The 23,627-nt window shown below is 44.8% G+C and carries 20 protein-coding genes, 1 tRNA gene and 1 pseudogene; 9 read left to right on the forward strand and 13 right to left on the reverse strand.

Annotation, left to right across the window (positions count from 1 at the left end; translation table 11 throughout):
• The first annotated feature begins 62 nt into the window (after positions 1-62).
• Entirely contained in the window at positions 63-788 is a 726-nt protein-coding gene (locus tag RXX31_RS20440) for a 1-acylglycerol-3-phosphate O-acyltransferase (protein ID WP_317591544.1), read from the forward strand.
• A gap of 255 nt (positions 789-1,043) precedes the next feature.
• Here RXX31_RS20440 and RXX31_RS20445 read toward each other — a convergent pair whose 3' ends face one another.
• From RXX31_RS20445 to arcA, 5 genes are all read right to left on the reverse strand, one after another.
• On the reverse strand, positions 1,044-1,433 hold the full coding sequence (locus RXX31_RS20445) for a RidA family protein (protein ID WP_317591545.1): 390 nt from the start codon (positions 1,431-1,433) through the stop codon (positions 1,044-1,046).
• Positions 1,434-1,562: 129 nt separating this feature from the next.
• Positions 1,563-2,024 (reverse strand): aspartate carbamoyltransferase regulatory subunit, encoded by a 462-nt coding sequence (gene pyrI, locus RXX31_RS20450; RefSeq protein WP_317591546.1) that lies wholly within the window; start codon positions 2,022-2,024, stop codon positions 1,563-1,565.
• A 15-nt stretch (positions 2,025-2,039) separates the two neighbouring features.
• A complete protein-coding gene (pyrB, locus tag RXX31_RS20455; RefSeq protein WP_317591547.1) occupies positions 2,040-2,969 on the reverse strand; it encodes an aspartate carbamoyltransferase in 930 nt (309 codons plus the stop codon).
• 273 nt (positions 2,970-3,242) lie between these two features.
• Positions 3,243-4,247: an ornithine carbamoyltransferase gene (locus tag RXX31_RS20460; RefSeq protein WP_317591548.1), complete on the reverse strand. Its 1,005-nt coding sequence runs from the start codon at positions 4,245-4,247 to the stop codon at positions 3,243-3,245.
• Between the two features lie 149 nt (positions 4,248-4,396).
• Positions 4,397-5,620 (reverse strand): arginine deiminase, encoded by a 1,224-nt coding sequence (gene arcA / locus RXX31_RS20465; RefSeq protein WP_317591549.1) that lies wholly within the window; start codon positions 5,618-5,620, stop codon positions 4,397-4,399.
• Positions 5,621-6,179: 559 nt separating this feature from the next.
• Here arcA and rraB point away from each other — a divergent pair.
• A complete protein-coding gene (gene rraB, locus RXX31_RS20470; RefSeq protein ID WP_317591550.1) occupies positions 6,180-6,593 on the forward strand; it encodes a ribonuclease E inhibitor RraB in 414 nt (137 codons plus the stop codon).
• A gap of 149 nt (positions 6,594-6,742) precedes the next feature.
• Positions 6,743-7,543: a glycosyl hydrolase 2 galactose-binding domain-containing protein gene (locus RXX31_RS20475; RefSeq protein ID WP_317591551.1), complete on the forward strand. Its 801-nt coding sequence runs from the start codon at positions 6,743-6,745 to the stop codon at positions 7,541-7,543.
• An 11-nt stretch (positions 7,544-7,554) separates the two neighbouring features.
• Here the strand turns inward: RXX31_RS20475 and RXX31_RS20480 are convergent.
• The 5 genes and pseudogenes from RXX31_RS20480 to pepA all read right to left on the reverse strand — a co-directional run.
• Positions 7,555-8,025: pseudogene (locus tag RXX31_RS20480) on the reverse strand (GNAT family N-acetyltransferase); the annotation flags it as partial.
• 70 nt (positions 8,026-8,095) lie between these two features.
• On the reverse strand, positions 8,096-8,500 hold the full coding sequence (locus tag RXX31_RS20485; protein WP_317591552.1) for a DUF2061 domain-containing protein: 405 nt from the start codon (positions 8,498-8,500) through the stop codon (positions 8,096-8,098).
• Positions 8,501-8,723: 223 nt separating this feature from the next.
• On the reverse strand, positions 8,724-11,585 hold the full coding sequence (locus RXX31_RS20490) for a valine--tRNA ligase (RefSeq protein WP_317591553.1): 2,862 nt from the start codon (positions 11,583-11,585) through the stop codon (positions 8,724-8,726).
• A 94-nt stretch (positions 11,586-11,679) separates the two neighbouring features.
• Positions 11,680-12,129 (reverse strand): DNA polymerase III subunit chi, encoded by a 450-nt coding sequence (locus tag RXX31_RS20495; RefSeq protein WP_317591554.1) that lies wholly within the window; start codon positions 12,127-12,129, stop codon positions 11,680-11,682.
• Positions 12,130-12,233: 104 nt separating this feature from the next.
• Positions 12,234-13,742 (reverse strand): leucyl aminopeptidase, encoded by a 1,509-nt coding sequence (pepA, locus tag RXX31_RS20500; RefSeq protein WP_317591555.1) that lies wholly within the window; start codon positions 13,740-13,742, stop codon positions 12,234-12,236.
• Positions 13,743-13,942: 200 nt separating this feature from the next.
• Here pepA and lptF point away from each other — a divergent pair, with 200 nt between their 5' ends.
• Both lptF and lptG read left to right on the forward strand, forming a co-directional pair.
• The gene (gene lptF / locus RXX31_RS20505) at positions 13,943-15,043 is read left to right on the forward strand and encodes an LPS export ABC transporter permease LptF (protein WP_317591556.1); all 1,101 of its coding nucleotides are present in this window, start codon (positions 13,943-13,945) and stop codon (positions 15,041-15,043) included.
• A gap of 3 nt (positions 15,044-15,046) precedes the next feature.
• The gene (lptG, locus tag RXX31_RS20510) at positions 15,047-16,117 is read left to right on the forward strand and encodes an LPS export ABC transporter permease LptG (protein ID WP_317591557.1); all 1,071 of its coding nucleotides are present in this window, start codon (positions 15,047-15,049) and stop codon (positions 16,115-16,117) included.
• A 66-nt stretch (positions 16,118-16,183) separates the two neighbouring features.
• Here lptG and RXX31_RS20515 read toward each other — a convergent pair whose 3' ends face one another.
• Positions 16,184-16,663 (reverse strand): RDD family protein, encoded by a 480-nt coding sequence (locus RXX31_RS20515; RefSeq protein ID WP_317591558.1) that lies wholly within the window; start codon positions 16,661-16,663, stop codon positions 16,184-16,186.
• 195 nt (positions 16,664-16,858) lie between these two features.
• Positions 16,859-18,127 carry a DUF2254 domain-containing protein gene (locus RXX31_RS20520; RefSeq protein ID WP_317591559.1) on the reverse strand — a complete coding sequence of 423 codons (1,269 nt, stop codon included), beginning with the start codon at positions 18,125-18,127 and terminating at the stop codon, positions 16,859-16,861.
• Between the two features lie 180 nt (positions 18,128-18,307).
• Between RXX31_RS20520 and RXX31_RS20525 the strand changes: the two genes are divergently transcribed.
• The 3 genes from RXX31_RS20525 (at position 18,308) to RXX31_RS20535 (ending at position 20,815) form a co-directional block, all read left to right on the forward strand.
• Positions 18,308-18,973, forward strand: a complete 666-nt coding sequence (locus RXX31_RS20525) for an SDR family NAD(P)-dependent oxidoreductase (RefSeq protein ID WP_317591560.1) — start codon at positions 18,308-18,310, stop codon at positions 18,971-18,973.
• Between the two features lie 193 nt (positions 18,974-19,166).
• A tRNA-Leu gene (locus RXX31_RS20530) sits at positions 19,167-19,251 on the forward strand.
• 625 nt (positions 19,252-19,876) lie between these two features.
• Entirely contained in the window at positions 19,877-20,815 is a 939-nt protein-coding gene (locus RXX31_RS20535) for a bile acid:sodium symporter family protein (RefSeq protein ID WP_317591561.1), read from the forward strand.
• A gap of 123 nt (positions 20,816-20,938) precedes the next feature.
• Here RXX31_RS20535 and RXX31_RS20540 read toward each other — a convergent pair whose 3' ends face one another.
• Complete coding sequence (locus tag RXX31_RS20540) at positions 20,939-21,613, reverse strand: SDR family oxidoreductase (RefSeq protein ID WP_317591562.1); 675 nt, start codon at positions 21,611-21,613, stop codon at positions 20,939-20,941.
• A 305-nt stretch (positions 21,614-21,918) separates the two neighbouring features.
• On the opposite strand from RXX31_RS20540, the gene RXX31_RS20545 reads away from it, so the two are divergent.
• Positions 21,919-23,172: an HD-GYP domain-containing protein gene (locus RXX31_RS20545; protein ID WP_317591563.1), complete on the forward strand. Its 1,254-nt coding sequence runs from the start codon at positions 21,919-21,921 to the stop codon at positions 23,170-23,172.
• Positions 23,173-23,627: the final 455 nt, after the last annotated feature.

The following is a 23,627-nucleotide window of genomic DNA, read 5'->3' on the forward strand; positions in this document are numbered from 1 at the left end:
TCGATAGTAATAAGAAAAGTTAATAGCTGTATCTGGCACAAGCCGGTTTCTGGAGAACAAGAATGATTGCACTTTTACGTGTATTTGCTATCGCAATTTTCGCTATTGTGATGTTTATTGGCGGTTGTGGTTACTGCCTGTTAAGTCCGAGAAATCCTAAGCATGTATTCACCTTTGGCCGTCTGTTCGCCAAGATGTCTCGTATACTCGGGGTGAAGCTTGAATTGCGTATTCCTGAAGACGCTTATTCTCGAGGTCAGCACATTTATATTGCCAACCACCAAAACAACTGGGACATGTTTACCGTCTCTGCCGCGGTTACGCCAAAGGTGGTTACGGTTGGTAAAAAAAGCCTGGCCTGGATGCCATTATTTGGTCAGTTATACTGGCTGACAGGTAATATTCTGATTGACCGTGCAAATCGTTCTAAAGCTAAAGGAACAATTGATCAGGTAGTGAATAGCATGAAAGAGAGTGATGTGTCGGTCTGGATGTTCCCGGAAGGTACGCGTTCTCGTGGTCGTGGGTTATTGCCATTTAAGACCGGTGCATTTCATGCGGCGATTGGTGCCGAAGTGCCAATTATTCCTATTGTGTGTAGCTCTACCGATAAACTCAAACTGAACCGTTGGAATAACGGTCATGTCATCGTGGAGATGCTGCCACCAGTGAGTACAGAAGGCTGCACCAAGGAAGGCATTCGTCAATTAGCGAATACTTGCCGCGAGCAAATGAAAGAAAAGCTCCAAGAGTTAGATGAAGAAGTAAAACAGCGTAATGCTGCTTAATTTTCTAAGTAGAAACGTATAAAAAATGGGTAGCTTAGGCTACCCATTTTTTATACGTGTCATTCCGAGGAGCCTTAGCGACATCAGGAATCTACTAACATCAAACTCGTTGCAGAAATAAACACTTTCAACACCGCCACTCTCGTTAAGCAGATCCTGAATCACGCTCCTCCGTCGCTGTTCAGGAAGACGGAGTGTTTGAATTCAGTAAGCTGTATCGTCGTATTTGGCGTTCTAACTCACTGGTTCGAGGTATTATTTGCGAACCGCGATTGCTTCAATCTCGATACCCACATCTTTTGGCAGGCGAGCAACTTCAACACAAGAGCGAGCAGGGTAGTTTGCTACTTGATGCTCGTCGAAGAACTTGCCGTATACTTCGTTTACTGTACCGAAGTCGTTTAGGTCTTTAACAAAAACCGTAAGCTTCACGATATCTGTTACTTTAAGGCCTGAAGATTCAACAACCGCTTTTACGTTTTCTAGAGACTGACGCGCTTGCTCTGCGATATCTGCAGATACTTCACCTGTCGCTGGGTTAACTGGGATTTGGCCAGAAGTAAGAACCATGTTACCTAGATCTACGCCTTGTACGTAAGGGCCGATTGCTGCTGGTGCTGATTCCGTGTGAAGTACTTTTGTCATTTTATTTGTTCCATCTGTTTTAGCGAATAAAGAATCTCAGTGTGCCTCTAAACCTGCAGCAGGTAAAGAGTAAAATGCCCTGTAAATACAGGGCATTTGAACTTGTCTGACCTCTAATTTTTTGGTCAATTAACGTTCGGTAACGATTTCTCTTGAGAAGACTTTTTCACAGTATTTACACTTGAGACGAATCTCTTCTTTCTTCTCAAATACCTTGAAGCTGGTCTCTACAGGTTCGTTGTGAGAAATGCAGTTTGAGTTAGGACATTCAAAAACATCGTTGATTCTTTCTGGCAGCTCTAAAGCGAGCTTCTTCACCACTTCGTAGTTTTCAATTTGGTTCACAGTTGCGTGCGGGGCATACAGTGCCAATTTACTCGCCTGCTCTTCGTTGATGAAGACATTCTCAATTTTCAGCAGATCTTTATGACCAAGTGCCGATGACGGCAAATTAAGGCCGATAGTCACTTTCTGAGACGAGTTGTGCATATCGAACAGCTTTAACACTTTGATACCGATTTGTGCCGGGATATGGTCGATGACGGTACCGTTTTTGATTGCTTCTACCTGCAATTGAGTTTCTTTAGCCATGTTTATTCTCCTCGATTACAGTGTGTCGTTTAGAACCAGTGCCAACAATGCCTGACGGGCGTAGACACCGTTCTGAGCCTGTTGGAAGTAGTAAGCGTGTGGTGTTTTATCAACATCCGTCGTGATTTCATCCACGCGTGGTAGTGGGTGCAGTACTTTTAGATTTTCACGCGCACCTTCCAGCATTGCCGCTGTCAGGATGTAAGCTGATTTAATGTGTGCGTATTCTGATTCATCAAAACGCTCTTTCTGTACGCGAGTCATGTACAGGATATCCAGCTCAGGAATCACGGTTTCCATGTCGGTAAGCAGACTGTACTCGATACCCGCTTCATCCAGTTCTTCACAGAGGTAGTCAGGCATCGCCAGTGCTTCAGGAGCAATAAAGAAGAAGCGGATGTTATTGAACTTCGCCAGAGCTTGGGTCAGTGAGTGGACGGTACGACCGTATTTCAGGTCACCGACAAATGCCACGTTGAGGTTATCTAAGCGACCTTGTGTTTCTGCGATACTGTACAGGTCTAGCAGCGTTTGGGTTGGGTGCTGGTTTGCACCGTCTCCGGCGTTAATTACTGGTACGCCGTTTGAGAATTCAGAAGCCAGACGTGCCGCACCTTCCTGAGGGTGGCGCATAACGAAAGCATCTACGTACGAAGAGATCACCTGTACGGAATCAGAAAGCGTTTCCCCTTTCTTTGCCAGAGAAGTGTTCCCGTCGTTATCAAAACCAATGACATCACCACCTACGCGTTGAATAGCGGTTTCAAATGACAGGCGTGTACGCGTTGATGGCTCAAAGAAACAGCTCGCAACGACTTTATTTTTAATCAGTTCTGGTTGAGGTTCCTTTTTTAGGCTACCTGCTGTTGCGACGATAAGTTCCAGCTCTTCACGTGAAAGCTCTGGAATAGAGATGATGTGCTTCTGGTAAAGCGAGTTCGCCATGATCTTCTTCCCTATAACAGTGTTGACTATCTCCAAAATGGCCCTTGAGGAATTTTGGACATAAAAAAACCTCCCAAATGGGGAGGTTTAAAAATCGATAGAATTAACGAAAATAACACCACGTAAGCGTAGTCGCTTAGTTAGAGCAAATCGCGTTTTTACGTCAGCAATTAGCGTGGTCATTTCTTAATCCTCAGACAAATTGCCGAGCATTATACGCCTAACTTTGGCGAGTGCAAGCGATTACATCATGCTTTTTGCCACCAAAATACGTTAACTTCCTAGTGTTGCCACCATTACCGCTTTAATCGTGTGCATGCGGTTTTCCGCTTCATCAAAGACGATAGAATACTCAGACTCAAACACGTCTTCCGTCACTTCTAAGCCCTTCATACCATACTTCTCAGCGACTTCTTTGCCAACGGTGGTTTCATCATTATGGAAAGCGGGTAGACAGTGCATAAACTTCACATGTGGATTACCGGTCTGTTTAATCACGTCCATATTGATTTGGTAAGGGGTCATCAGTGCTACACGCTCGTCCCAAGCTTCTGCAGATTCACCCATTGATACCCAAACATCGGTGTACAAGAAGTCACAACCTTTAACGCCTTCTTCAACGCTTTCGGTCAACGTGATCTTCGCTCCGGTTTGTTGCGCGATTTCCTGACATGTCGCGACAAGGTCTTCTTCCGGCCAAAACGCTTTTGGAGCAATCAAACGAATATCCATGCCCATTTTAGCCGCCCCGACCATCAGTGAGTTACCCATGTTATTACGAGCGTCGCCCAAGTAGGCAAAGGTCATTTCATGCAGTTGTTTGCCTCGTCCATGCTCCTGCATAGTAAGGAAATCTGCGAGGATTTGAGTTGGATGGAACTCATCAGTCAGACCATTCCAAACCGGCACGCCTGCATAGGCACCAAGATCTTCAACGATCGCCTGACCAAAACCACGGTATTCGATGCCGTCATACATACGCCCCAATACTCGCGCGGTATCTTTCATTGACTCTTTATGGCCGATTTGAGAGCCAGAAGGACCAATGTAAGAGACTTGAGCACCCTGGTCAAAAGCCGCAACTTCGAACGCACATCGGGTTCGAGTAGAAGATTTCTCAAAGATGAGTGCAATATTTTTACCTTGGAGTGTCTTCTGCTCTGTGCCTGCATATTTGGCTTTTTTTAGCTCTGCAGACAGTTCGAGCAAGAACTGGATTTCTTTGCTTGAGAAATCTAATAGCTTCAAAAAGTTGCGATTTCGTAAATTGAAAGCCATAGCTCGTCCCTTGTACGTGTGATTGATTTTGAATCACTGCATTAAAACATATAAATGCTTTTATTGTGAATAATTATTTTAATTAAAAACTAAAAAAGGTTGATGTATTCACATCAACCTTAGTTTTTATTCACTGGTTAGGAAAGCGCTTAGATACCGTCTCGCTCAATTGGGCAGCTCATACAGCGAGCACCACCACGACCACGACCTAACTCATTACCTGGTACGGTCAGTACTTGAATACCGGCTTTATCGTACTTCTCGTTGGTGTAGACGTTACGCTCGTAACCAATCACAACACCTGGTTTGACCGTCAGTACGTTGTTTGCATCATTCCATTGTTCACGCTCTGCTTCATAGCTGTCACCACCGGTTGTGATGATTTTCAGCTGATCCAGATCAAGCGCAGATTCAATCGCATGCAGGTAGTTGTGCGATGCTTCCACATTCATTTCACCATCTGTGCCTTTAGGTGTCAGGCGCCAGGTATCCAGATCTTTACGCATGATCTCTGGGTAGACCGAGAAAGTATCTACGTCCATGTGCGTCATTACCGTATCCAGGTGCATGCATGAACGGTGTTTAGGAAGATCAATGGCAATAACTTCTGTAGCCTGTCCAGCCTTAAACAGGTTTGCTGCCAGATTCTCTACACCTTGTGCTGTGGTTCGTTCAGACATGCCTACTAGTACTGCGCCTTTACCGATAACCAAAACGTCACCGCCTTCAACGTTAGCGTTGTCGTAGTGTAGATCTTCGTCACCAAAGTATTTAATGAAATCCTGACCTGCAAAGATTGGATGCCAGCGATAAATGGCGCGCAAATGGTTGGTTTCGCGTTGACGTGCAGGCATCATCATTGGGTTCAGAGAAACACCGCCGTATACCCAGCATGATGTATCGCGGGTAAATAGATGGTTTGGCAGTGGTTCGATAACGAAGTCGAGAGGGCGTCTCATCTTCGGTAACATAGAAGATGATTTGATTGGCAGCTCAGAGTAGGCCAAACCACCCAGCAATACTGATGCAAGGTGTTCATTGTCCATTTCTGCAAAATACACACGAAGATCGCGGGCAAAGGTCGGGCCGTAGCGGAAGTCAGAAATCTGAGTATCCAATAACCACTTTTTCGCTTCTGGAACCGCTAGGGTTTCGACGAGTAAATCGTGAAGTAGAAGTACTTCTACATCTTGGTCGCGTAAAGTACGAGCGAAAGCATCATGCTCTTCGCCAGCCGCTTCTACCGCAAGAACATCATCAAATAGTAACTCATGACAGTTAGATGGCGTTAAGTGGGTTAGGGCGCGCTCAGGGCGATTTAATAGAACTCGTCTTAGTTGACCAACTTCTGATCCAACGTACAGCTTACTCATTTTGTATCCTTACAGATTATCCAGCCGTCATTTATGACAATCTTATGGATAAGATGCAAGTTGTTTGGTTGTGATGATATATTGCAAATCTGTTTGTTTTTGAATTAAAGTTCTTTTAAATGATTTTTCATTAATAAATATTGGTTTTTTGTATTATTCTTGTGCTTGTAAATAAAGTGCGTTTTTATTCTTTTAGTCCGACTTGAGTATATTACATGCTTAGTGCATAAATTGTGCATATATATTCTAAATTATGCATTTTTGTGTTTTCTTTATTCGTCGAACGGAGAATATCAGACGTTGCTGTATTCAATAAAGAGCCATAAACACGCAATAGGAATAGGTTTGTGCCGTAATTATGCAAATTAGGATCTTCTGAATATTACAAAACAGCATTTCTTGTTAACTTTTTGTGACCTTGTGAGAGGGGGGGTAATATTTATCAAGAAATAATTGACAACAATCACTGTGGTTTGATGTTTGTTAGTGGCTTTTCATCGCAATCCATGCCATATTTCACCGGATCGTTTCCACCAAGTAACTAATCTGGAGCCAAAACATGTCTCACGAAGATGAATATCTATCAGTAGAACAATTAATTGAGATTCAAAAGGAAGAGACTCGCGATATCATAGCTGCATTGTTAGAAGATGGCAGCGATCCAGATTCACTCTATGAAATTGAGCACCATCTGTTTGCAGAAGATTTCGAAACGCTAGAAAAAGCGGTCGTTGAAGCATTTAAGATGGGCTTTGAAGTGCTTGAAGCAGAAGAAACTGAAGACGAAGACGGCAACAAACTGCTTTGTTGTGATGCGACCATGGAATCAGCGCTAGATGCAGAAGCGATTGATGCTCAAGTTGAGAAACTGGTCCACCTTGCTGAAAAGTACGACATTATTTATGACGGTTGGGGCACCTATTATGAAGGCGAAGATGCGCTTTACCCTGACGAAGATGTTGAAGACGAATAATAGTCTCGCCCTGATTGAAAAAGCCAGCGTATTTCGCTGGCTTTTTTCTGTCTAAAAAATGATAAGCATAAGTTATGCAATCAATTCACATTGAGCTTGTGTGGTTTTTTTACCATAATGCGTAAAAATTGATCCAGCTCAAGGTGTATATGCAACAGTCACTCGCCGGTTTATGGCAAGTCTCTCCACTTACGGACCTATCTATCCCTCAGGATGACATCACGTTTCCTGCTCCATTAAGTCAGGTGCTTCCCGACCCGTTGACAGAAGAAGCAATCCGTCAGCAAGAATGGCACCTCATGCATGATATCGAAGTGGATGAGTCGATGCTCGCATTCCCTGCGGTCGATATGGTGTTAGGTGGTGTCGATTACCATGCTGAGGTGCGCTTAAATGGGGTCGCACTGTTTGATTGTGATGGTACCCAAAACGTCTATAAAAAAGACATTCGCCCATTTATGCAGATGGGACGCAATCGCTTCGAAATCTTATTCTTAGAGGAAGAAGAAGATCTCCTTCTAGAGGAGGATAAGCTGGATTTGTGTTCTCTTGCTGAACATGAATATAAGAAAAGCGATGAGCGTATTGGTGTATGGCAAGAGCCTTACCTGCAGTTTATCCGTAATGTTCGTCTAGAGCGTGTGGCGACAGAGCAGATCTGGCACTACGGTGGTGGTTGCGAGTTTAGGGTCGATCTTTATTATCAGACGTTTGCACCGGGGTTAGTTTCTGCATCGGTCAAATTTAACGGCATGACTTACCATATTCCAATCGACGTACGCGCGGATCATGCAAGTGCGCTGTTCCAGATAGAAGCGCCTAAATATGCGGATCTCAAGAACCCGGATCCAAGCGATCTCTATCAGTTATCAGTCGAGCTAGACGGGCAACGCCAAGATTTTTCCGTGGCATTAAGTCAGGATCTTTGTGTTACCCACCTAGTACTTTAGAGGTTAGCGCACTACAGCGATTTGAGCATCACCACTTCGCACGCATCATGCCCTGTTTGTCCAAGCGGGGCTGCTAAATGCGCAAAACCCAGCTTCTCATATAAACCGATGGCTTCTTTTAAGCACTCTGTTGTTTCTAAATAGCATTGGCGATAACCCAAGTCTTTCGCCTTCTGCAGGCTGAGCGCCACAATTCGTTTGGCCAGGCCGTATCCTCGGGTTTGAGGCAGAAAATACATTTTTTGTAACTCACAAACACTCGGTTCTCCAGCCAGTGGAGCAAAGCCCCCACCTCCGACGATTTTGCCATTGTGCTCTATCACCCAATAAGCGGCGCCTTGCTGGTCATAGACGGAGTACATGTCATCGAGTGTTGGATCTGCTACACCATAGCCTTTGTCGGCGGTGAGTCCATATTCTGCAGAGACCTGACGAATGACGCTTGCGATATTTGGGTTATCTTCTGGTGTGAGAGAGCGGAGTGTGAAGTGTGCGATTTGTTCCATGCTTTGCCTACAAGAAATGAGCCCTTAAGGGCTCAATATATTGCGGTTAGGCATGTCGATGCAAACCAAAGTGAGATGTCGATGTCTGATTTGCGGATTTACGTAACCATACTTTCTCGTGGAAGTAGTACGCCACCGTGTTCAATGATGGCTCTAGCATTGCCATGATACCACCTATAAAGGCATCACCAGTTAGTAAGTAAACCACAGTGAAGGCGACGCTGAAGTGCACTGTCGCAAAGCTTGCGGTTTTTAGCTTGGTCATAGTTTGACGAGCCTTAAGAGCCGGAATACTTGTCCATGCTTTTTCATGAAAGTAGAAAGCGACCGTGTTGACAGATGGCTCGATCATGGCAATTAAACTACCAAGTAAGATGTCGCCAGTCAGCACGTAAGCGACACTAAATGCGATAGTAAAATGCAGTGATGCGAAGGTTAGTGTCTTTTTCATGATAATTACTCATCGTGTTTGTTTCGATGGTTTTATTATCGATAATAATTCTCATTGTCGCCAATTGATGGTGAGTATTAATGCTATAGGGGAAAGCTATCAATAAGCCTTTTTAAAAAAGGATAGGTTCAAGGACGGGTAGATAGAAAAAAGGTTGGTCATGAGGACCAACCTTTCTGATTTTAGCTGAGAAGCGCTTGGCTTCTGCTTTAACGATTAGCGATTAAAGAGCTGCAATCGTGGTTTTTTGCTCTTCTAGCTTCGCTAGCGTCTCTTTGTAGCCTTCAAGCTTCTCACGCTCTTTTGCTACGACGGCTTCAGGTGCTTTCGCTACAAAGCCTTCGTTACCTAGTTTGCCTTCGATACGTTTGATTTCACCGTGTGTCTTCTTGATTTCGCCATCCAGACGCGCAAGCTCTGCGTCTTTGTCGATCAGACCCGCCATTGGGATCATCAGTTCAGACTTACCAACCAGTGCTGTTGCGCATGCAGGTGTCTCTTCGCCAGCTTCAAGCACGCGTACTGCTTCTAGTTTAGCCAGAGACATCAGCACTTGTTTGCTTGCTTCTAGGCGAGATGCGTCTTTCTCGCTTGCCGCTTTCAACATCACATCAAGTGGTTTACCTGGGTTGATGTCGTATTCAGCACGCAGGTTACGAATAGCCGTGATAAATGATTTCACCCACTCGATGTCATCTAACGCTTCCTGGTGGAAGTTTGCACCATCGTATTGAGGGAGTGCTTGCAGCATGATCGTTTCGCCTTCAACACCTTCTACTAGTGGCTTCACACTCTGCCAGATAGTTTCCGTGATGTATGGCAATACTGGGTGCGCAAGACGAAGCGTCTTCTCTAACACAGTGATGAGTGTACGGCGAGTTGCACGTTGTTGTGCCTCGCTGCCTTTCCACAATACTGGTTTCGTTAGCTCCAGGTACCAGTCACAGAATTGGTTCCAGATGAACTCGTACAGCGTGTTCGCTGCCATATCCAGACGATAGTTATCGATATGCTCATTGAATGCTTTTGCTGCTAATTCAAATTGCGATTCGATCCATTTGTCCGCTAGTGAGTACTCAAGCTCAGCGCCTGCAGCAAAGCCACAATCCTGTTCTTCAGTGTTCATCAATACGTAACGGCTTGCGTTCCACAGTTTGTTACAGAAATTACGGTAACCTTCCAGACGCTTCATATCCCAGTTGATATCACGACCAGTCGATGCCATTGCAGCCAGAGTAAAGCGCAGAGCGTCAGTACCGTATGGTTCAATACCATTTTCGAAGGTCTTACGCGTGTTTTTCTCGATCTTAGCTGCAAGTTTAGGTTGCATCATGTTACCGGTACGCTTGGCTACCAGTGACTCAAGATCAATACCATCGATCATATCGATAGGGTCAAGTACGTTACCTTTCGACTTCGACATCTTGTCGCCGTTTTCGTCGCGGATTAGGCCAGTAACGTAAACCGTTTTGAATGGTACTTGTGGTTTGCCGTCTTCATCTTTGATGAAGTGCATGGTCATCATGATCATACGTGCAACCCAGAAGAAGATGATGTCAAAACCTGTCACCAATACTTCTGATGGGTGGAATACTTTCAGTGCGTCAGTCTTCTCAGGCCAGCCAAGAGTACCGAATGTCCAAAGCGCAGAAGAGAACCATGTATCCAGTACGTCTTCGTCCTGGCTTAGTGCTACATCAGCCGGAATGTTGTTGTCGGCACGAACTTCTTCTTCGTTACGACCAACATAGACATTGCCTTCAGAATCGTACCAGGCTGGGATGCGGTGACCCCACCATAGCTGACGAGAGATACACCAGTCCTGAATGTCACGCATCCAAGAGAAGTACATGTTTTCGTATTGCTTAGGAACGAACTGGATGTCACCATCTTCAACCGCTTTCACTGCTGGCTCTGCAAGAATACCTGCGCGTACGTACCATTGGTCAGTCAGCATTGGTTCGATAACCACGCCGCCACGGTCACCGTAAGGTACGGTTAAATCGTGGTCTTTGATTTCGTCTAACAGGCCAAGCTCTTCAAATTCAGCCACGATAGCTTTGCGTGCAGCAAAACGTTCCATACCCTGGTATTTAGCTGGAAGTTCTGTGCTGTAAGCTTCGCTCGCTTCACCGTTTGAGTTGAATACTTCTGCCGCGTCACGCACGTTAGCATCAAAGGTGAAAATGTTGATCATAGGTAGCTGGTGGCGTTTACCTACTTCGTAGTCATTGAAGTCGTGTGCAGGGGTGATTTTCACACAGCCTGTACCTTTCTCCATATCAGCGTGCTCGTCACCAACAATTGGGATGCGACGATTCACGATAGGAAGAACGATCTCTTTACCGATAAGATCTTTATAACGAGGATCTTCTGGGTTTACTGCAACACCAGTATCACCCAGCATGGTTTCTGGACGAGTCGTTGCAACAACAATGTAGTCTTTGCCTTCAGCCGTTTTCGCACCATCTGCAAGCGGGTAGCGGAAGTGCCACATGTTGCCTTTAACATCTTTATTTTCAACTTCAAGATCTGAAATTGCTGTGTGCAGTTTTGGATCCCAGTTAACCAGACGTTTACCACGGTAAATCAGGTCATCTTTGTACAGACGAACGAACACTTCTTGAACCGCTTTGTAGAAACCGTCATCCATAGTGAAACGTTCACGATCCCAGTCTACCGATGCACCTAAGCGACGAAGCTGCTTGGTGATTGTGCCACCAGACTCGTTTTTCCATTCCCAAATTTTATCGATGAATGCTTCACGGCCGTAATCGTGCTTGGTTTTTTCTTCTTCTGCGGCGATCTTGCGCTCAACAACCATTTGCGTTGCGATGCCTGCGTGGTCGGTACCCACTTGCCAAAGTGTGTTGTTGCCTTTCATACGTTGGCAACGAATCAAGGTATCCATAATGGTGTCTTGGAATGCGTGACCCATATGAAGGCTACCAGTGACGTTCGGTGGCGGGATCATGATGCTGTATGCGTCTTTTGATGTGTCACCGTGAGGCTTAAAGTAGCCTTTTTCTTCCCAAGTCTTATACAGATCTTGTTCGATTGATGTTGGGTTGTATGTCTTTTCCATAGTGCTCTTAAATGGATACTTTGATGGTTAATTTAAGTCTATCGCTATAAGTGAGTTCTCTTATCGAAGAGAGCTTAACTATAAGGATTGACCGTTAAGGATACTGAATTTCGATCGTCTGCAGTTGGTAACCTGCTTGTCGGTAAATTTTATATCTTTCTCTTGCGAGCTGTTTAGCTTTTTCTTCGCAGGGCACGAAGTCTACCACTTGAGCAAACTTGTTCGCAAAGGTTGTCTCATTTTCCGCCAAATTAATTACTAGTTGACGGTTCCAGGATGGTTTTACACCATTGTGGCCAATTTCAATATTGGTAGCGTATTTAGGGCCCTCACCTACGAGATTATGTGCCATGAACTTATCTGGATCAATTTGCCAGAAGTTTTCCGCTAGCTGTTCGGCATGCGCTTTGTCGTGACAGTTCAGATATACTTTAGCGCCTTGACGGGCAAAGTGCTGAGCTAAAAAGACGACGTACTGCTCAAAGCCATTGGACTGCGCTTGGGGGCTATCTTCTTTAATGATGTAGAAAGTCGCGGTTTGCATCGTTTCTCTCGCTTGGTTCTGATCTCACCTAAACCACTCTTGTTATAAAGAATAGGGCGATAATAAAAAAGGGCCTTGCGGCCCTTTTCGATGTTGTTCAGAAATTATTCTTCTGTCTCTTGGCCGCTGCGGTTCAAAAGGAATTGGACGAGCATCGAGACAGGACGGCCTGTTGAGCCTTTCGCTGCACCTGATTTCCAAGCAGTACCCGCGATGTCTAAGTGTGCCCAGTTGTACTTCTTGGCAAATTTTGACAAGAAACAACCTGCAGTGATAGTACCAGCAGGACGGCCACCGATGTTTTGCATGTCAGCAAACGGGCTCTTCAACTGCTCGTGGTACTCGTCTGCCATTGGTAGACGCCAAGCGCGGTCACTTGCTTGCTCAGAAGCATTAACCAGCTCGTGAGATAGCGGGTTATGGTTCGAAATCACACCACTGATGTGGTGACCCAGAGCGATAACACAAGCACCTGTTAGGGTTGCAACGTCTACGACACAATCTGGTTCGAAACGCTCCACATATGTTAGTGCGTCACACAATACCAAACGGCCTTCTGCGTCAGTATTAAGTACTTCAACAGTTTGACCAGACATAGTGGTTAAAATATCACCTGGACGGTATGCATTGCTTCCTGGCATGTTTTCACAGCCAGCCAGAACACCAATCACGTTAATTGGCAGGTTTAGCTTCGCTAATGCTTTCATTGTACCGAAGACAGACGCAGCACCACACATGTCGTACTTCATCTCATCCATACCTTCACCAGGTTTTAGTGAGATACCGCCTGAATCGAACGTTAGGCCTTTACCAACCAGCACGATCGGTTTTGCATCAGAGTCAGGGTTACCCTTGTACTCGATGATAGACATCATCGATTCGTTCTTAGAACCGCGACCGACGGCCAGGTATGATGTCATGCCCAGTTTTTCCATCTCTTGCTCACCAATAATTTTGGTGGTCACGGTTTCGTAATCATCGGCTAGACGACGAGCTTGTGAAGCAAGGTATGCTGGGTTTGCTACGTTTGGTGGCATGTTGCCAAGATCTTTTGATGCTTTCACACCAGAAGCAACAGCCAAACCATGAGTGATTGCTTTTTCACCTAGGTTTAGTTCACGGCGCGTTGGTACGTTGAAAACAAGCTTGCGCAGTGGGCGGCGAGTTTCAGGTTTAACGCTCTTGAATTGATTAAATGTGTACAGACCATCTTTAGTCGCTTCAACAGCCTGACGAACTTTCCAGTAAGTATCGCGGCCTTTAACGTGCAGTTCAGTCAGGAAACACACCGCTTCCATCGAACCGGTTTCGTTAAGTGTGCTGATCGTCTTTTGAATGATTTCCTTGTACTGGCGCTCGCCAAGCTCACGTTCTTTACCGCAACCGACAAGTAAAACGCGCTCTGACAATACTCCCGGTACTTGATGCAGTAGCAGCATCTGACCAGGCTTACCCTCTAGGTCACCACGGCGAAGTAGTGAACTAATGTAACCGTCACTGATTTTATCAAGTTGTTCGGCTACTGGAGAAAGGCGACGTGGTTCAAACACACCAACAACGATACATGCGCTACGTTGTTTCTCTGGACTGCCACTTTTTACACTGAACTCCATGCGTACTCCTACATCCTGAAGACAAATTGCTCTAAATGTTAGATAATGATCGCTTACTTGTTGAATTTTAGCTCCAGGCTTACATGCAGAGCTAATTAAGCGACTAACATTTAGTTTATAATTTTTCAAAAAATAAATGGTTCAACGGGAAACTATAGTGATTCGACCAAAAAAACAAGTTTTGTATAGGTAATTTCAGCGTGATTATTGTTAGATATTTGATCCGCGAAACACTCAAGAGTCAATTTGCGATCTTTTTCGTACTTTTTTTGGTGTTTCTGAGCCAAAAATTCATTAGTGTTCTCGCAGACGCTTCTGACGGGGATATTCCTGCTGGATTAATCTTCTCAATTGTTGGTTTGAACATGCCAGCAATGGGTTTATTAATGCTGCCGTTGAGTTTGTATATCGGCATATTGATCACTTTTGGCCGTTTGTATGCGGAGAGTGAAATTGTCGTTATGAATGCGACGGGGATCGGTAACAAGTTTTTGGTGCAAGCGGCACTTTACTTGGCACTGATCACGGCTGGGGTAGCGGCATTTAACGCTCTATGGTTGTCACCCTGGTCTCAAGACCGAGTGGAGCAGCTGTACGAACAGGTTGCGGCTGAGAATAGTGTCGATCTTCTGCAGAAAGGTCAGTTTCAAGGCACGCCAGATGGCTCTTCTGTGGTGTTCATTGATGACATTAATGACAACACGCTGAGTAATGTGTTTGTCGCTCAGATGCGTCCTCGAGACTCGGTATTGCCTAGCGTGATGTTTTCTTCTTCTGGTGAAGTGAAAGAACTGTCGGATGGTCGACAGATCATTACCATGAAAGAAGGAACACGCTATGAAGGCGTTCCTACTCGCGTAGAGTACATGATCACCAAGTTCGATGAGTACGAAGGGGTGATTGGTCAGCGTGAAGTGAAAAAGAAAGGCAGAGATTGGGAAGCTTATCCCACTGCTGATTTGATTGGTCATCCGGATCCTGAAGCGCAAGCGGAACTGCAATGGCGAATTTCACTGTTTGTATGTATTCCATTACTGACGATGTTAGTTATTCCGTTGTCTGCGGTTAACCCACGTCAGGGACGATTCGCAAAAATGGGCCCGGCGATTCTGATTTACTTGGCTTACTTCCTGGCGATCAGTGCGACGAAATCTGCACTGGAAGATGGCTCAATACCGACGACCGTCGGAATGTGGCCGATTAATGCGATGTTGTTGCTCGTCGCTATTTTGGCCAACATGATGGACAGCGTTCCAGCGCGACGTATCAAAGAAAAATTCCGCAAGAAGAGGCTAGCGTAAGCTGTGTTCAAAATCTTAGACCTTTATATCGGTAGAACCATCATTTCGACCACCGCCTTGGTTTTGGCCACTTTTGTTGGCTTATCTGGCATCATCAAATACGTCGAACAGTTACGTAAAGTCGGTCGGGGTGTGTATGACCTAATGCATGCACTTTACTTTGTGCTGCTGAGCATTCCTCGTGATATTGAAATGTTTTTCCCCATGGCGGCACTGTTGGGGGCATTGATCGGTTTAGGAATGCTGGCATCAAGCTCTGAGCTGGTGGTTATGCAGGCTGCAGGCTTTTCCAAACTGGATATCGGCTTATCAGTATTGAAGACCGCTGTACCTCTTATGCTAATTGTCATGACGCTAGGTCAGTGGGGCGCACCAGAAGCACAAAAGATGGCGCGTGACTTACGTTCCTTTGCGGTATCTGGCGGTAGTATTGTTTCTGTTCGGGCTGGGGTTTGGGCCCGTGATGCGAATGATTTTATCTTTATCGGCAAAGTCGAAGACGACAAACTGTATGCGCTTAATATGTGGCGCTTCGATGATGATAAGAATCTGCAGAAAGTGATCTTTGCTGAAGAAGTGGATTATGAGCAAGACAACAACTGGGTCATGAAAGACGTGCAAATCACCGATATGCAGGGTGAGACTGTCATATCCAAGCAAAGTGTCGAGCAAATGGAATGGCAAACGTCACTGGCACCAGACAAGCTTGCTGTCGTGACGGTGAAACCAGAAGAGCTCTCTCTTAGCGGCTTGTACGATTACGTGACGTACTTGAAAGCATCAGAGCAAGATGCTTCACGTTACGAGCTTGCGTTCTGGCGTAAACTGACTCAGCCACTATCTATAGCGGTCATGATGTTGATGGCCTTGTCATTTGTATTTGGTCCTCTGCGTAGCGTGACGATGGGAGCAAGGGTGTTGTCTGGGGTCGTTGCGGGCTTTACGTTCTATATCTCCAGTGAATTTTTCGGACCGTTGACGCTGGTATATGGCATACCGCCCGTGTTTGGCGCACTGGCACCAAGTTTGGTGTTCCTCGCTATCGCAGTATCGCTGCTGAGAAGAAAACTATAAAGATAACGAAGGAAGGCAAATGCCTTCCTTTTTTTGTTCTCACTGTCTATGTATCCCGAGCGTTGTTTATTTCGCTTTAGGTAACACAACGACTTGAGTTTTTGCCCACATATCGTGAAAGCCTCGTTTCTTCGGATCAATCGGCACGGTCAAATTGGCTAGACCAAAGCCTGATGTCGCCAGACGAATCAGTGCCTGAGTGACAGTGATTGGCGCACCGTCTGCCGCGTTACGCACCTGCAGTTTCCACGCTCGCATACCCAGCGTTTGGCCAGCTCGAGTCCAAAAGAAAACAAAGAAATAGATCCAAACGACAGCCAGGTAAAGCGTAAAGATAGGGCTAATTACAGGGTGCTTCGATACCATATCTGCTGCATCCACATATTCCCCATAGCTCAAAAGCCCTGCTGCATTGAGCGCAAAGATGATAGCCATAACCACACCCGCTGCCATCATTTCTATAGCAATGACAATCAACGAGTCATAGACCAAAGCCGCTAATCGGCGAAAGAGCCCGGCCGTTGGGAGAGTTGTAGAAGTCGTCATAATTCCATCACTTACCTTAACAAATTGTGCGTCAGAATATAGATTCCCTTCCCATGTGAAAAGAGAGCCAACGCACAGACTCTCTAATTATGGCGAAATCCTCTCTGTTTATAGTCGTCTTTAGCGTTGATAAGGATGAAAACAAACAGAATTCCTGGGCGTTCTATTCAAAAAACGGTGGTTTGGAGTTGGCTTTCAGACATGAAATTTTGGGTCTGTTACCTGATGAGAAAGCTGCGAGAGTTGGTGTTTTTCATCTTCGGTATAGTGTTGAGACAGCGCGAGTTCTAATGCTTTTTCTGACAGTTTTTTAGCTGGAGAGGCGAAGAGTTTGGGGTGTATGCTCGATATCGCCAACAATGACTTTTGCAAGCGAATCTGAACTTGGAGTTGGGCTGCGCCATCATGTGCTATCGGTAAAAAGATATCATCAAACAGATCCTGGCAGCTTAATGAGGGAACAAACAAGCGAGGAAAGCGCGTTTTTATTGGTCTTTGCTTTAGTAGATCTCCCCAAAGTGAAAGTGCCCTTATAGAGCGTCCGAGTACATCAATGGCGGTGCCGTTATCATTGACCGCAGGAGACAACGCTCTTGAAGCTATTTCCGCCATTACGACCAAGCCAAAACGAGGGTCTTGGTCGAAGGAACGCTCAGTTCGAATTGTGAAAGCTGCGCTAACTTCGCTTTCCTCTTCTAGTTCGCCACATAACCAAGCGATGGGTTGTCCTGAGTAAACAAAGTTACCTGGCTGGCGTTCTATGTAAATGGTGCATTGGTTCTCTTCGGCAAGGTTATCCAGGTGGTGCATGTCGATATGTTGTAAGTAACCAATTTCCTGACTGAAGATCGGCTTACTCCCTCTCGGTTTATACTCCGGGTGACTCCAGGGATGAGCGCCAAGCCAGGGCTCGTCACCACGTTTACGAATCGCACTTAACAGGGCTTGTTCGACTTTTGACGTTGTTTCAGCAACTCTTCCAAGAACAGATAGGTGCTGAATCCAGCGTAGTAGGGTGAGTATGATCATGACGATGACAAGCATAGTCACGATAAACAAATAGATACGTGCCTGTTCGTGATAGGCTCCGATACCAAGGGCGATAATCCCGACCAGACTAAACAAGAAAGAACCCAGAAAAGTAGAGAGTGCATTCTGCGTTGTGCTGTCTTCCATCAATAACTTAGTGGCTCTTGGTGTCACACCTGCGCTGGCTGCACTGTAGGCTGAGACCATGACATTGAGTGAGAAGGTGGTTACCGCCAACATTGAGGTGGCAAGAATATTGAGTATGTTATTCAGTAGCTCACTGCTGACATTGATCGTGGGAGGCAGTACGACGAATTCGTTTAACACAATAGATATCAGAGCAGTACCGACCGCAAGCAAGGCGAAAAGAGACGTCCGAACCCACAATTTGCGTGTCATCTGTTTTAATAACCACTGCCATTTAGATCCTGTCATCCTTGTATTCCTTCAGCGACTAACTCGAAAGTGGTTAGATAATTCAAAACGTTACTATTACTAAAGCATAGAATAAATTTTCTGAAGTCTGGTTAGTGTTTGATTAGTGATAATGATAAAGGTACGAAGTTAAGGGTACTTTCAAACGTGCAGACAGCATGTGAAGCAAAGAGGTGGAAAATGATTCTAATTACAGGCGCAAGCAGCGGGTTGGGTTCAGCGTTGGCCAAACTCTACGATGCAGAAGGTAGACGCACTTACCTAACAGGAAGAAGCGACAGTAAACTTTCTGCAATCACAGAGAGCTTGTCTAACAACATGGGTTACCAATCTTGTGATCTCGCATCTTATAAGGATGTAGAACAATTATTTGAACAATTGGAGCAGCCTCCCCAAACCGTGATTCATAGTGCAGGAAGTGGTTATTTTGGGCTGTTGGAAGACCAGGAGCCAGAACAGGTTCAAAAGTTAATCAACAACAACCTTAATTCTGCTATTAATGTATTGCGAGAGTTGGTTAAGCGATACAAACAACATCCAGTCAATGTGGTAGTGATCATGTCGACTGCCGCACAGCAGCCCAAAGCTCAGGAGTCCACATACTGTGCAGTTAAGTGGGCGGTAAAAGGTCTGATAGAGTCTGTTCGTTTAGAACTAAAGGGCAAACCGATGAAAATTATTGCGGTTTATCCTGGAGGGATGGCGACGGAATTTTGGGAAACCAGTGGCAAGTCATTAGATCTCAGCAGTTTTATGCAAGCAGAAGATGCGGCCCAAATGATTCATGATGCGGTGTCGAGCATCGGTAACGGTTATGTTTCTGATATCACTGTGAATCGTTTGTAGATTGAATAGACAGTGGACGTGACGTTTGTGCCAGTAATAGTGTGATAGCCATTGAAGAGAATAGCACTAACTCTCCTTTGTCACAGTTTGTGGCGAAATTATCAGCAAACGATAGTTATTAAAGGTTTTTCTGCTTGCGCAGGTCAAAAGCTTCCGTATAATGCCAAACATCAAAGGGCAATAGCCCAGAGATGCCGGTGTGGTGAAATTGGTATACACGACGGATTCAAAATCCGTTGCCTTCGGGCGTGGCGGTTCAAGTCCGCCCACCGGTACCATATTTTAAGACAGAGCCTCGACGTAAGTCGGGGCTTTGTTGTTTCTGATGTTTGTGAATTCAAATCCAGCGTGGCGGCTTGGATGCAAGCCCAGTCAAGTCGCCCACCGGTACCATACATAGAAAGGTCGCTTTTATAGCGGCCTTTCGTCGTTTTAGGCGTTTGAATATTGAATTTGACGTTCCTAGCGTTGCCTCCGCGGCGGTGGCGGCAGGAATGCCCATCCAATCAGTCCGCCCACCGGTAACATATTTTAAGACAGAGCCTCGACGTAAGTCGGGGCTTTGTTGTTTCTGGTGTTTGTGAATTCAAATACAGCGTAGCGGCTTGGATGTAAGCCCAGCTAAGCCAGGTTATAGACGATATTAATAGTCTTATTCACTATTATTTGGGGGAGGTGTGGTCACTTTATACTGGTGGGTCTCACTGGTTTGGTGCAATGCTCAACTCTCCAAGCTTTATAATGAAATATCAAACCGTATTTGTATGGTTGCCTTTTTTGATAGTGAGAGATGTGAAAAGATCCCCGTCTTAATTACTACATTTTTGCACCATCAACCTTGTTACCTAAAGCAAACGATAATCGCGGTGCTAACTTCACAATTCAAAGATAAGGATTATTAAAATGATAGGGAGATTAACCCAGCTGTTCCCCCTTTGGGCGGTTATATTTGCCTTAACGGCTTACTTTTCACCGAGTCTCTTTGTCGATTTAAAATCTCAAATCGTCCCTTTGCTCACTATTATCATGCTTGCCATGGGAATTAGTTTGTCACCTGGCGATTTCCTTAATGTTCTCAAGCATAAAAAAGCGGTGGGTATTGGCGTATTTCTTCAGTTTTTAATTATGCCTCTTGCCGCTCTATTCATCAGCTTCTTATTAGGGTTTAGCACGGAACTTACTGTCGGTATGGTGCTTGTTGGTAGTGTTGCTGGTGGAACATCATCTAACGTAATGGTATTCCTAGCCAAAGGCGATGTTGCCCTCTCTATTTCAATGACGGCTATATCTACATTATTAGGAGTGGTACTAACACCACTGCTTGTCGAAGGGTTGGTTGGTCAAAGTGTTGATGTGCCAGTTTCTGGGATGTTGATGAGTTTAGTGAAGATCGTATTACTTCCAGTCTCGATTGGCGTCATTATCAATACCTTTATTCCGAAAGCAGTGGCTAAGGTCAATGCAATCTTGCCGCTAATTTCAATGTTAGCCATCGTACTTATTATTGCTATTGTCGTCGCCTTAAATGCTGACAACTTAAATACCATTGGTCCATTGGTGGCACTGGCGGTCATTTTACACAATGGTCTAGGTTTGACTGCTGGCTATTACTGCTGTCGCCTGTTTGGCTTTAATGAATCGACTTGTCGGACAATTGCATTTGAAGTGGGATTACAGAACTCAGGTTTGGCAACCGCACTTGCAATGAAGTTCTTCTCTCCTGCATCGGCAATCGCCGGCACAATATTCTCGGTTTGGCACAATATTTCAGGTTCTCTATTGGCAGGGTACTGGACAAGCAAAAAGGCTCGTAAAGCGAAAGCTGCGACTAATAGCCTATAGGTTGAAGTGTCGAGCAAGTATCAAGGTAAGCTCCCAACTGAGGCGGATACCTCGTGAGGCATTTACCTTGATACCTAAACACCGTAATACTTTAATCCCAGAAGTATTATCTTACTGGTTGAGCTACTCAAGCTCTACTGGTGGTCTAAACACCATTTCATGAACCACTACATCGTCAGGAAGCTTTAATAACCCTAATATAGTGCTAGCGACACTTTCTGGCTGCATGTACTGAGGTCGACTGGCTTCCCGAAAGTTGGTATCGGTGCCGCCAGGGAATAAGTTGGTGACTTTAATGCCATGAGGTTGAGCTTCTTTCATTAACACGCCAGTAAAGCCGGATAGCCCTTGTTTCATCGTTGTGTAAACCGCCATCGTTTCACTTGCTCGCTTAGCAACAGTGCTGGTGACATTAATGATGTATCCCGACTTCTGCTCTTTCATCAGTGAAAGAGCTTCTCTACATAGAATTGCTGGTGCTCTTAAGTTGATCGCGTATTGCTGTTCAAATTCCTCTAATGAGAATTCATCAATAGCGCACTTACGAGTGCTCATTCCTGCGTTGTTGATAAGGACATCCAGTCCTCCGAGCTCATCAGTGGCTTGTTTGAACATCTCGATCACTTGTTGTGACTCAGCAAGGTCATAAGGGGCAAACCTACAACCTGTCAGTTGATGGAGTTCTATTAACTTGCTTTTATTTCTGCCTGTAGCAAAAACATCATGATCATCGGCACATAGCTGTTTTACTAGCTCAAATCCTATACCGCTGCTGGCCCCTGTAACGAGAACTTTCATTTGCTGGCTCCTGGTTAATGTAAGAAAGTAAATCCCATTCAATTATGCTTAGCTTAATCGGAACAACAATGGAAGCGCCCGGTTTCTAATGAATCTGCTGCTTATTTGTGACTGAGCGCCTCATTTATTGCTATTCCCATTTGTTCTTCGTGCCATTTTATAAAGAGCAATAGGCACCTATAAAAGAAATAGACATAGCTTCTAGACGATATTTGCCTCGTAGTTTCTATCTTTTATTGATGAACTTGTTACTTATATTGATTACTATTCAGAGTTTGTTTTTAGAATTCAATTAGTAGTGAGCTGTGGCAGCAATTAAACTTACCGTCGATCGCATTCAGCCCGGGTTACATATCCGTCTACCGTTGAAATGGAACGATCACCCATTCTTACTCAATAGTTTTAAAATTAAAGATCAGGAGCAGGTTGAGATGATTCGTCACCTCGGTATGAAGTTCGTGTACTTTAATCCGGAGCAGAGTGATGCATTACCATTACCAGTCAACCAAGATCGAGTGGATAGGAGCAAGAATGAGGAGTTGTTAGATCTAGAAACTCAAAAGCTATGGCAAGAGAAGCAGAAACGTATAGAAAAGCTGAGTGCTTACCGACGCAGAGTGATCCAATGTGAAAAAGAGTTTGAGCGCTCTCTTGCGCGCATGCGGTCTGTAATGATGAAGATCCGTAATCGCCCGGAGGCAGCGGTTACAGAAGCAAAGCAGTTAACTGAAGATATTGTTGATAAGCTAATGTGTGACGACAATGTCACGCTGCATTTAATGAATAGCAAAAACGAATTTGACGATATCTACTTCCATTCATTGAACGTTGCTGTTATTGCCATGATGATCGGACGTGCAAAAGGTTACTCTGCTGCACAATTGAAAGAGTTGTCGTTTGCCGCTTTATTTCATGACATGGGGAAAGTAAAAATCCCAACCGCCATTTTAAGAAAACAAGTCCCTCTGACCGATCCCGAAATGAACTATTTAAAGTTGCATACCAAGTACGGCTTGGATCTGGCTAACCAAATAGAGGACTTTCCTGAAACGGCAAAGACAGTCATTGAGCAACACCATGAGCTAAGAGATGGCTCGGGATATCCTAAGGGATTGCAAGGGGATGAGATAAACGCGATTGCCCAAGTCATTATTGTGGCAAATGCGTTTGATAACTTGTGTCATACACCTATAGCTTCAGAACAAAAGATTCCGTATACCGCACTCTCTCATCTTTATAAAAACTGCAAACATCTATATAAAGAAGAAAACCTCAATATTCTGATTAAGTTTATGGGCGTCTTCCCTCCAGGTACCGTCGTGCAGCTATCCAATAATATGGTTGGGTTGGTTATCTCAGTGAATGGTTCGAATCTATTATTCCCTAATGTTTTGGTTTATGACCCCTCAGTACCGAGAACCCAAGCCCCAATACTTGATTTAGCGTCGAAGGATTTAAGGATAGTAAACGCAATCCATCCGTCTAAACTACCGGAAAAGATAAAAGAGTACCTTAATCCTCGTTCTCGAATTTCATACTTCTTCGATACTGATGCTTAGTTATCCACAGGGTTTTGTGAGTAATATGTAGAAATCCTGAGTGTTATTTTGGGGTAATTTTAAGGTTGGATGGAAAGTGTCCACTTGGTATGTTTTTTTAGAAAAAATGCATATTTTCTATTGCCAAAGAAATTCTTCTCCCTATAATGCGCATCCACCGACACGGCAGACGCGATAAGGCTTCAGCAGGGTCGGAGAGGTAAAAAGCTTCTACGAAAAATTAGTTGAAAAAAGTGTTTGACACTAACAACCAAATCGCTAGAATGCACCTCCGCTTTGAGAGAAAAACTTCTCGCAAAGCAAGCTCTTTAACAATATAGACCTATCAATCTGTGTGGGCACTCGTTGATGATAATCCAAATTAACTACTTCGGTAGTAAATTAGATTTCAATGAACTGAGTGACCAATACAAATAACTTCGGTTATTTGGCACAGTCAATTCAGTAGTGAATAG

It is taken from the genome of Vibrio sp. EA2 (genome assembly GCF_033042495.1).
Taxonomy (GTDB): Bacteria; Pseudomonadota; Gammaproteobacteria; order Enterobacterales; family Vibrionaceae; genus Vibrio.

Coding starts and splice junctions, on each gene's coding strand:
- RXX31_RS20440 (WP_317591544.1), top strand. CDS start 63: ATGATTGCACTTTTACGTGTATTTGCTATCGCAATTTTCGCTATTGTG.
- RXX31_RS20445 (WP_317591545.1), bottom strand. CDS start 1,433: ATGACAAAAGTACTTCACACGGAATCAGCACCAGCAGCAATCGGCCCT.
- pyrI (WP_317591546.1), bottom strand. CDS start 2,024: ATGGCTAAAGAAACTCAATTGCAGGTAGAAGCAATCAAAAACGGTACC.
- pyrB (WP_317591547.1), bottom strand. CDS start 2,969: ATGGCGAACTCGCTTTACCAGAAGCACATCATCTCTATTCCAGAGCTT.
- RXX31_RS20460 (WP_317591548.1), bottom strand. CDS start 4,247: ATGGCTTTCAATTTACGAAATCGCAACTTTTTGAAGCTATTAGATTTC.
- arcA (WP_317591549.1), bottom strand. CDS start 5,620: ATGAGTAAGCTGTACGTTGGATCAGAAGTTGGTCAACTAAGACGAGTT.
- rraB (WP_317591550.1), top strand. CDS start 6,180: ATGTCTCACGAAGATGAATATCTATCAGTAGAACAATTAATTGAGATT.
- RXX31_RS20475 (WP_317591551.1), top strand. CDS start 6,743: ATGCAACAGTCACTCGCCGGTTTATGGCAAGTCTCTCCACTTACGGAC.
- RXX31_RS20485 (WP_317591552.1), bottom strand. CDS start 8,500: ATGAAAAAGACACTAACCTTCGCATCACTGCATTTTACTATCGCATTT.
- RXX31_RS20490 (WP_317591553.1), bottom strand. CDS start 11,585: ATGGAAAAGACATACAACCCAACATCAATCGAACAAGATCTGTATAAG.
- RXX31_RS20495 (WP_317591554.1), bottom strand. CDS start 12,129: ATGCAAACCGCGACTTTCTACATCATTAAAGAAGATAGCCCCCAAGCG.
- pepA (WP_317591555.1), bottom strand. CDS start 13,742: ATGGAGTTCAGTGTAAAAAGTGGCAGTCCAGAGAAACAACGTAGCGCA.
- RXX31_RS20515 (WP_317591558.1), bottom strand. CDS start 16,663: ATGACGACTTCTACAACTCTCCCAACGGCCGGGCTCTTTCGCCGATTA.
- RXX31_RS20520 (WP_317591559.1), bottom strand. CDS start 18,127: ATGACAGGATCTAAATGGCAGTGGTTATTAAAACAGATGACACGCAAA.
- RXX31_RS20525 (WP_317591560.1), top strand. CDS start 18,308: ATGATTCTAATTACAGGCGCAAGCAGCGGGTTGGGTTCAGCGTTGGCC.
- RXX31_RS20535 (WP_317591561.1), top strand. CDS start 19,877: ATGATAGGGAGATTAACCCAGCTGTTCCCCCTTTGGGCGGTTATATTT.
- RXX31_RS20540 (WP_317591562.1), bottom strand. CDS start 21,613: ATGAAAGTTCTCGTTACAGGGGCCAGCAGCGGTATAGGATTTGAGCTA.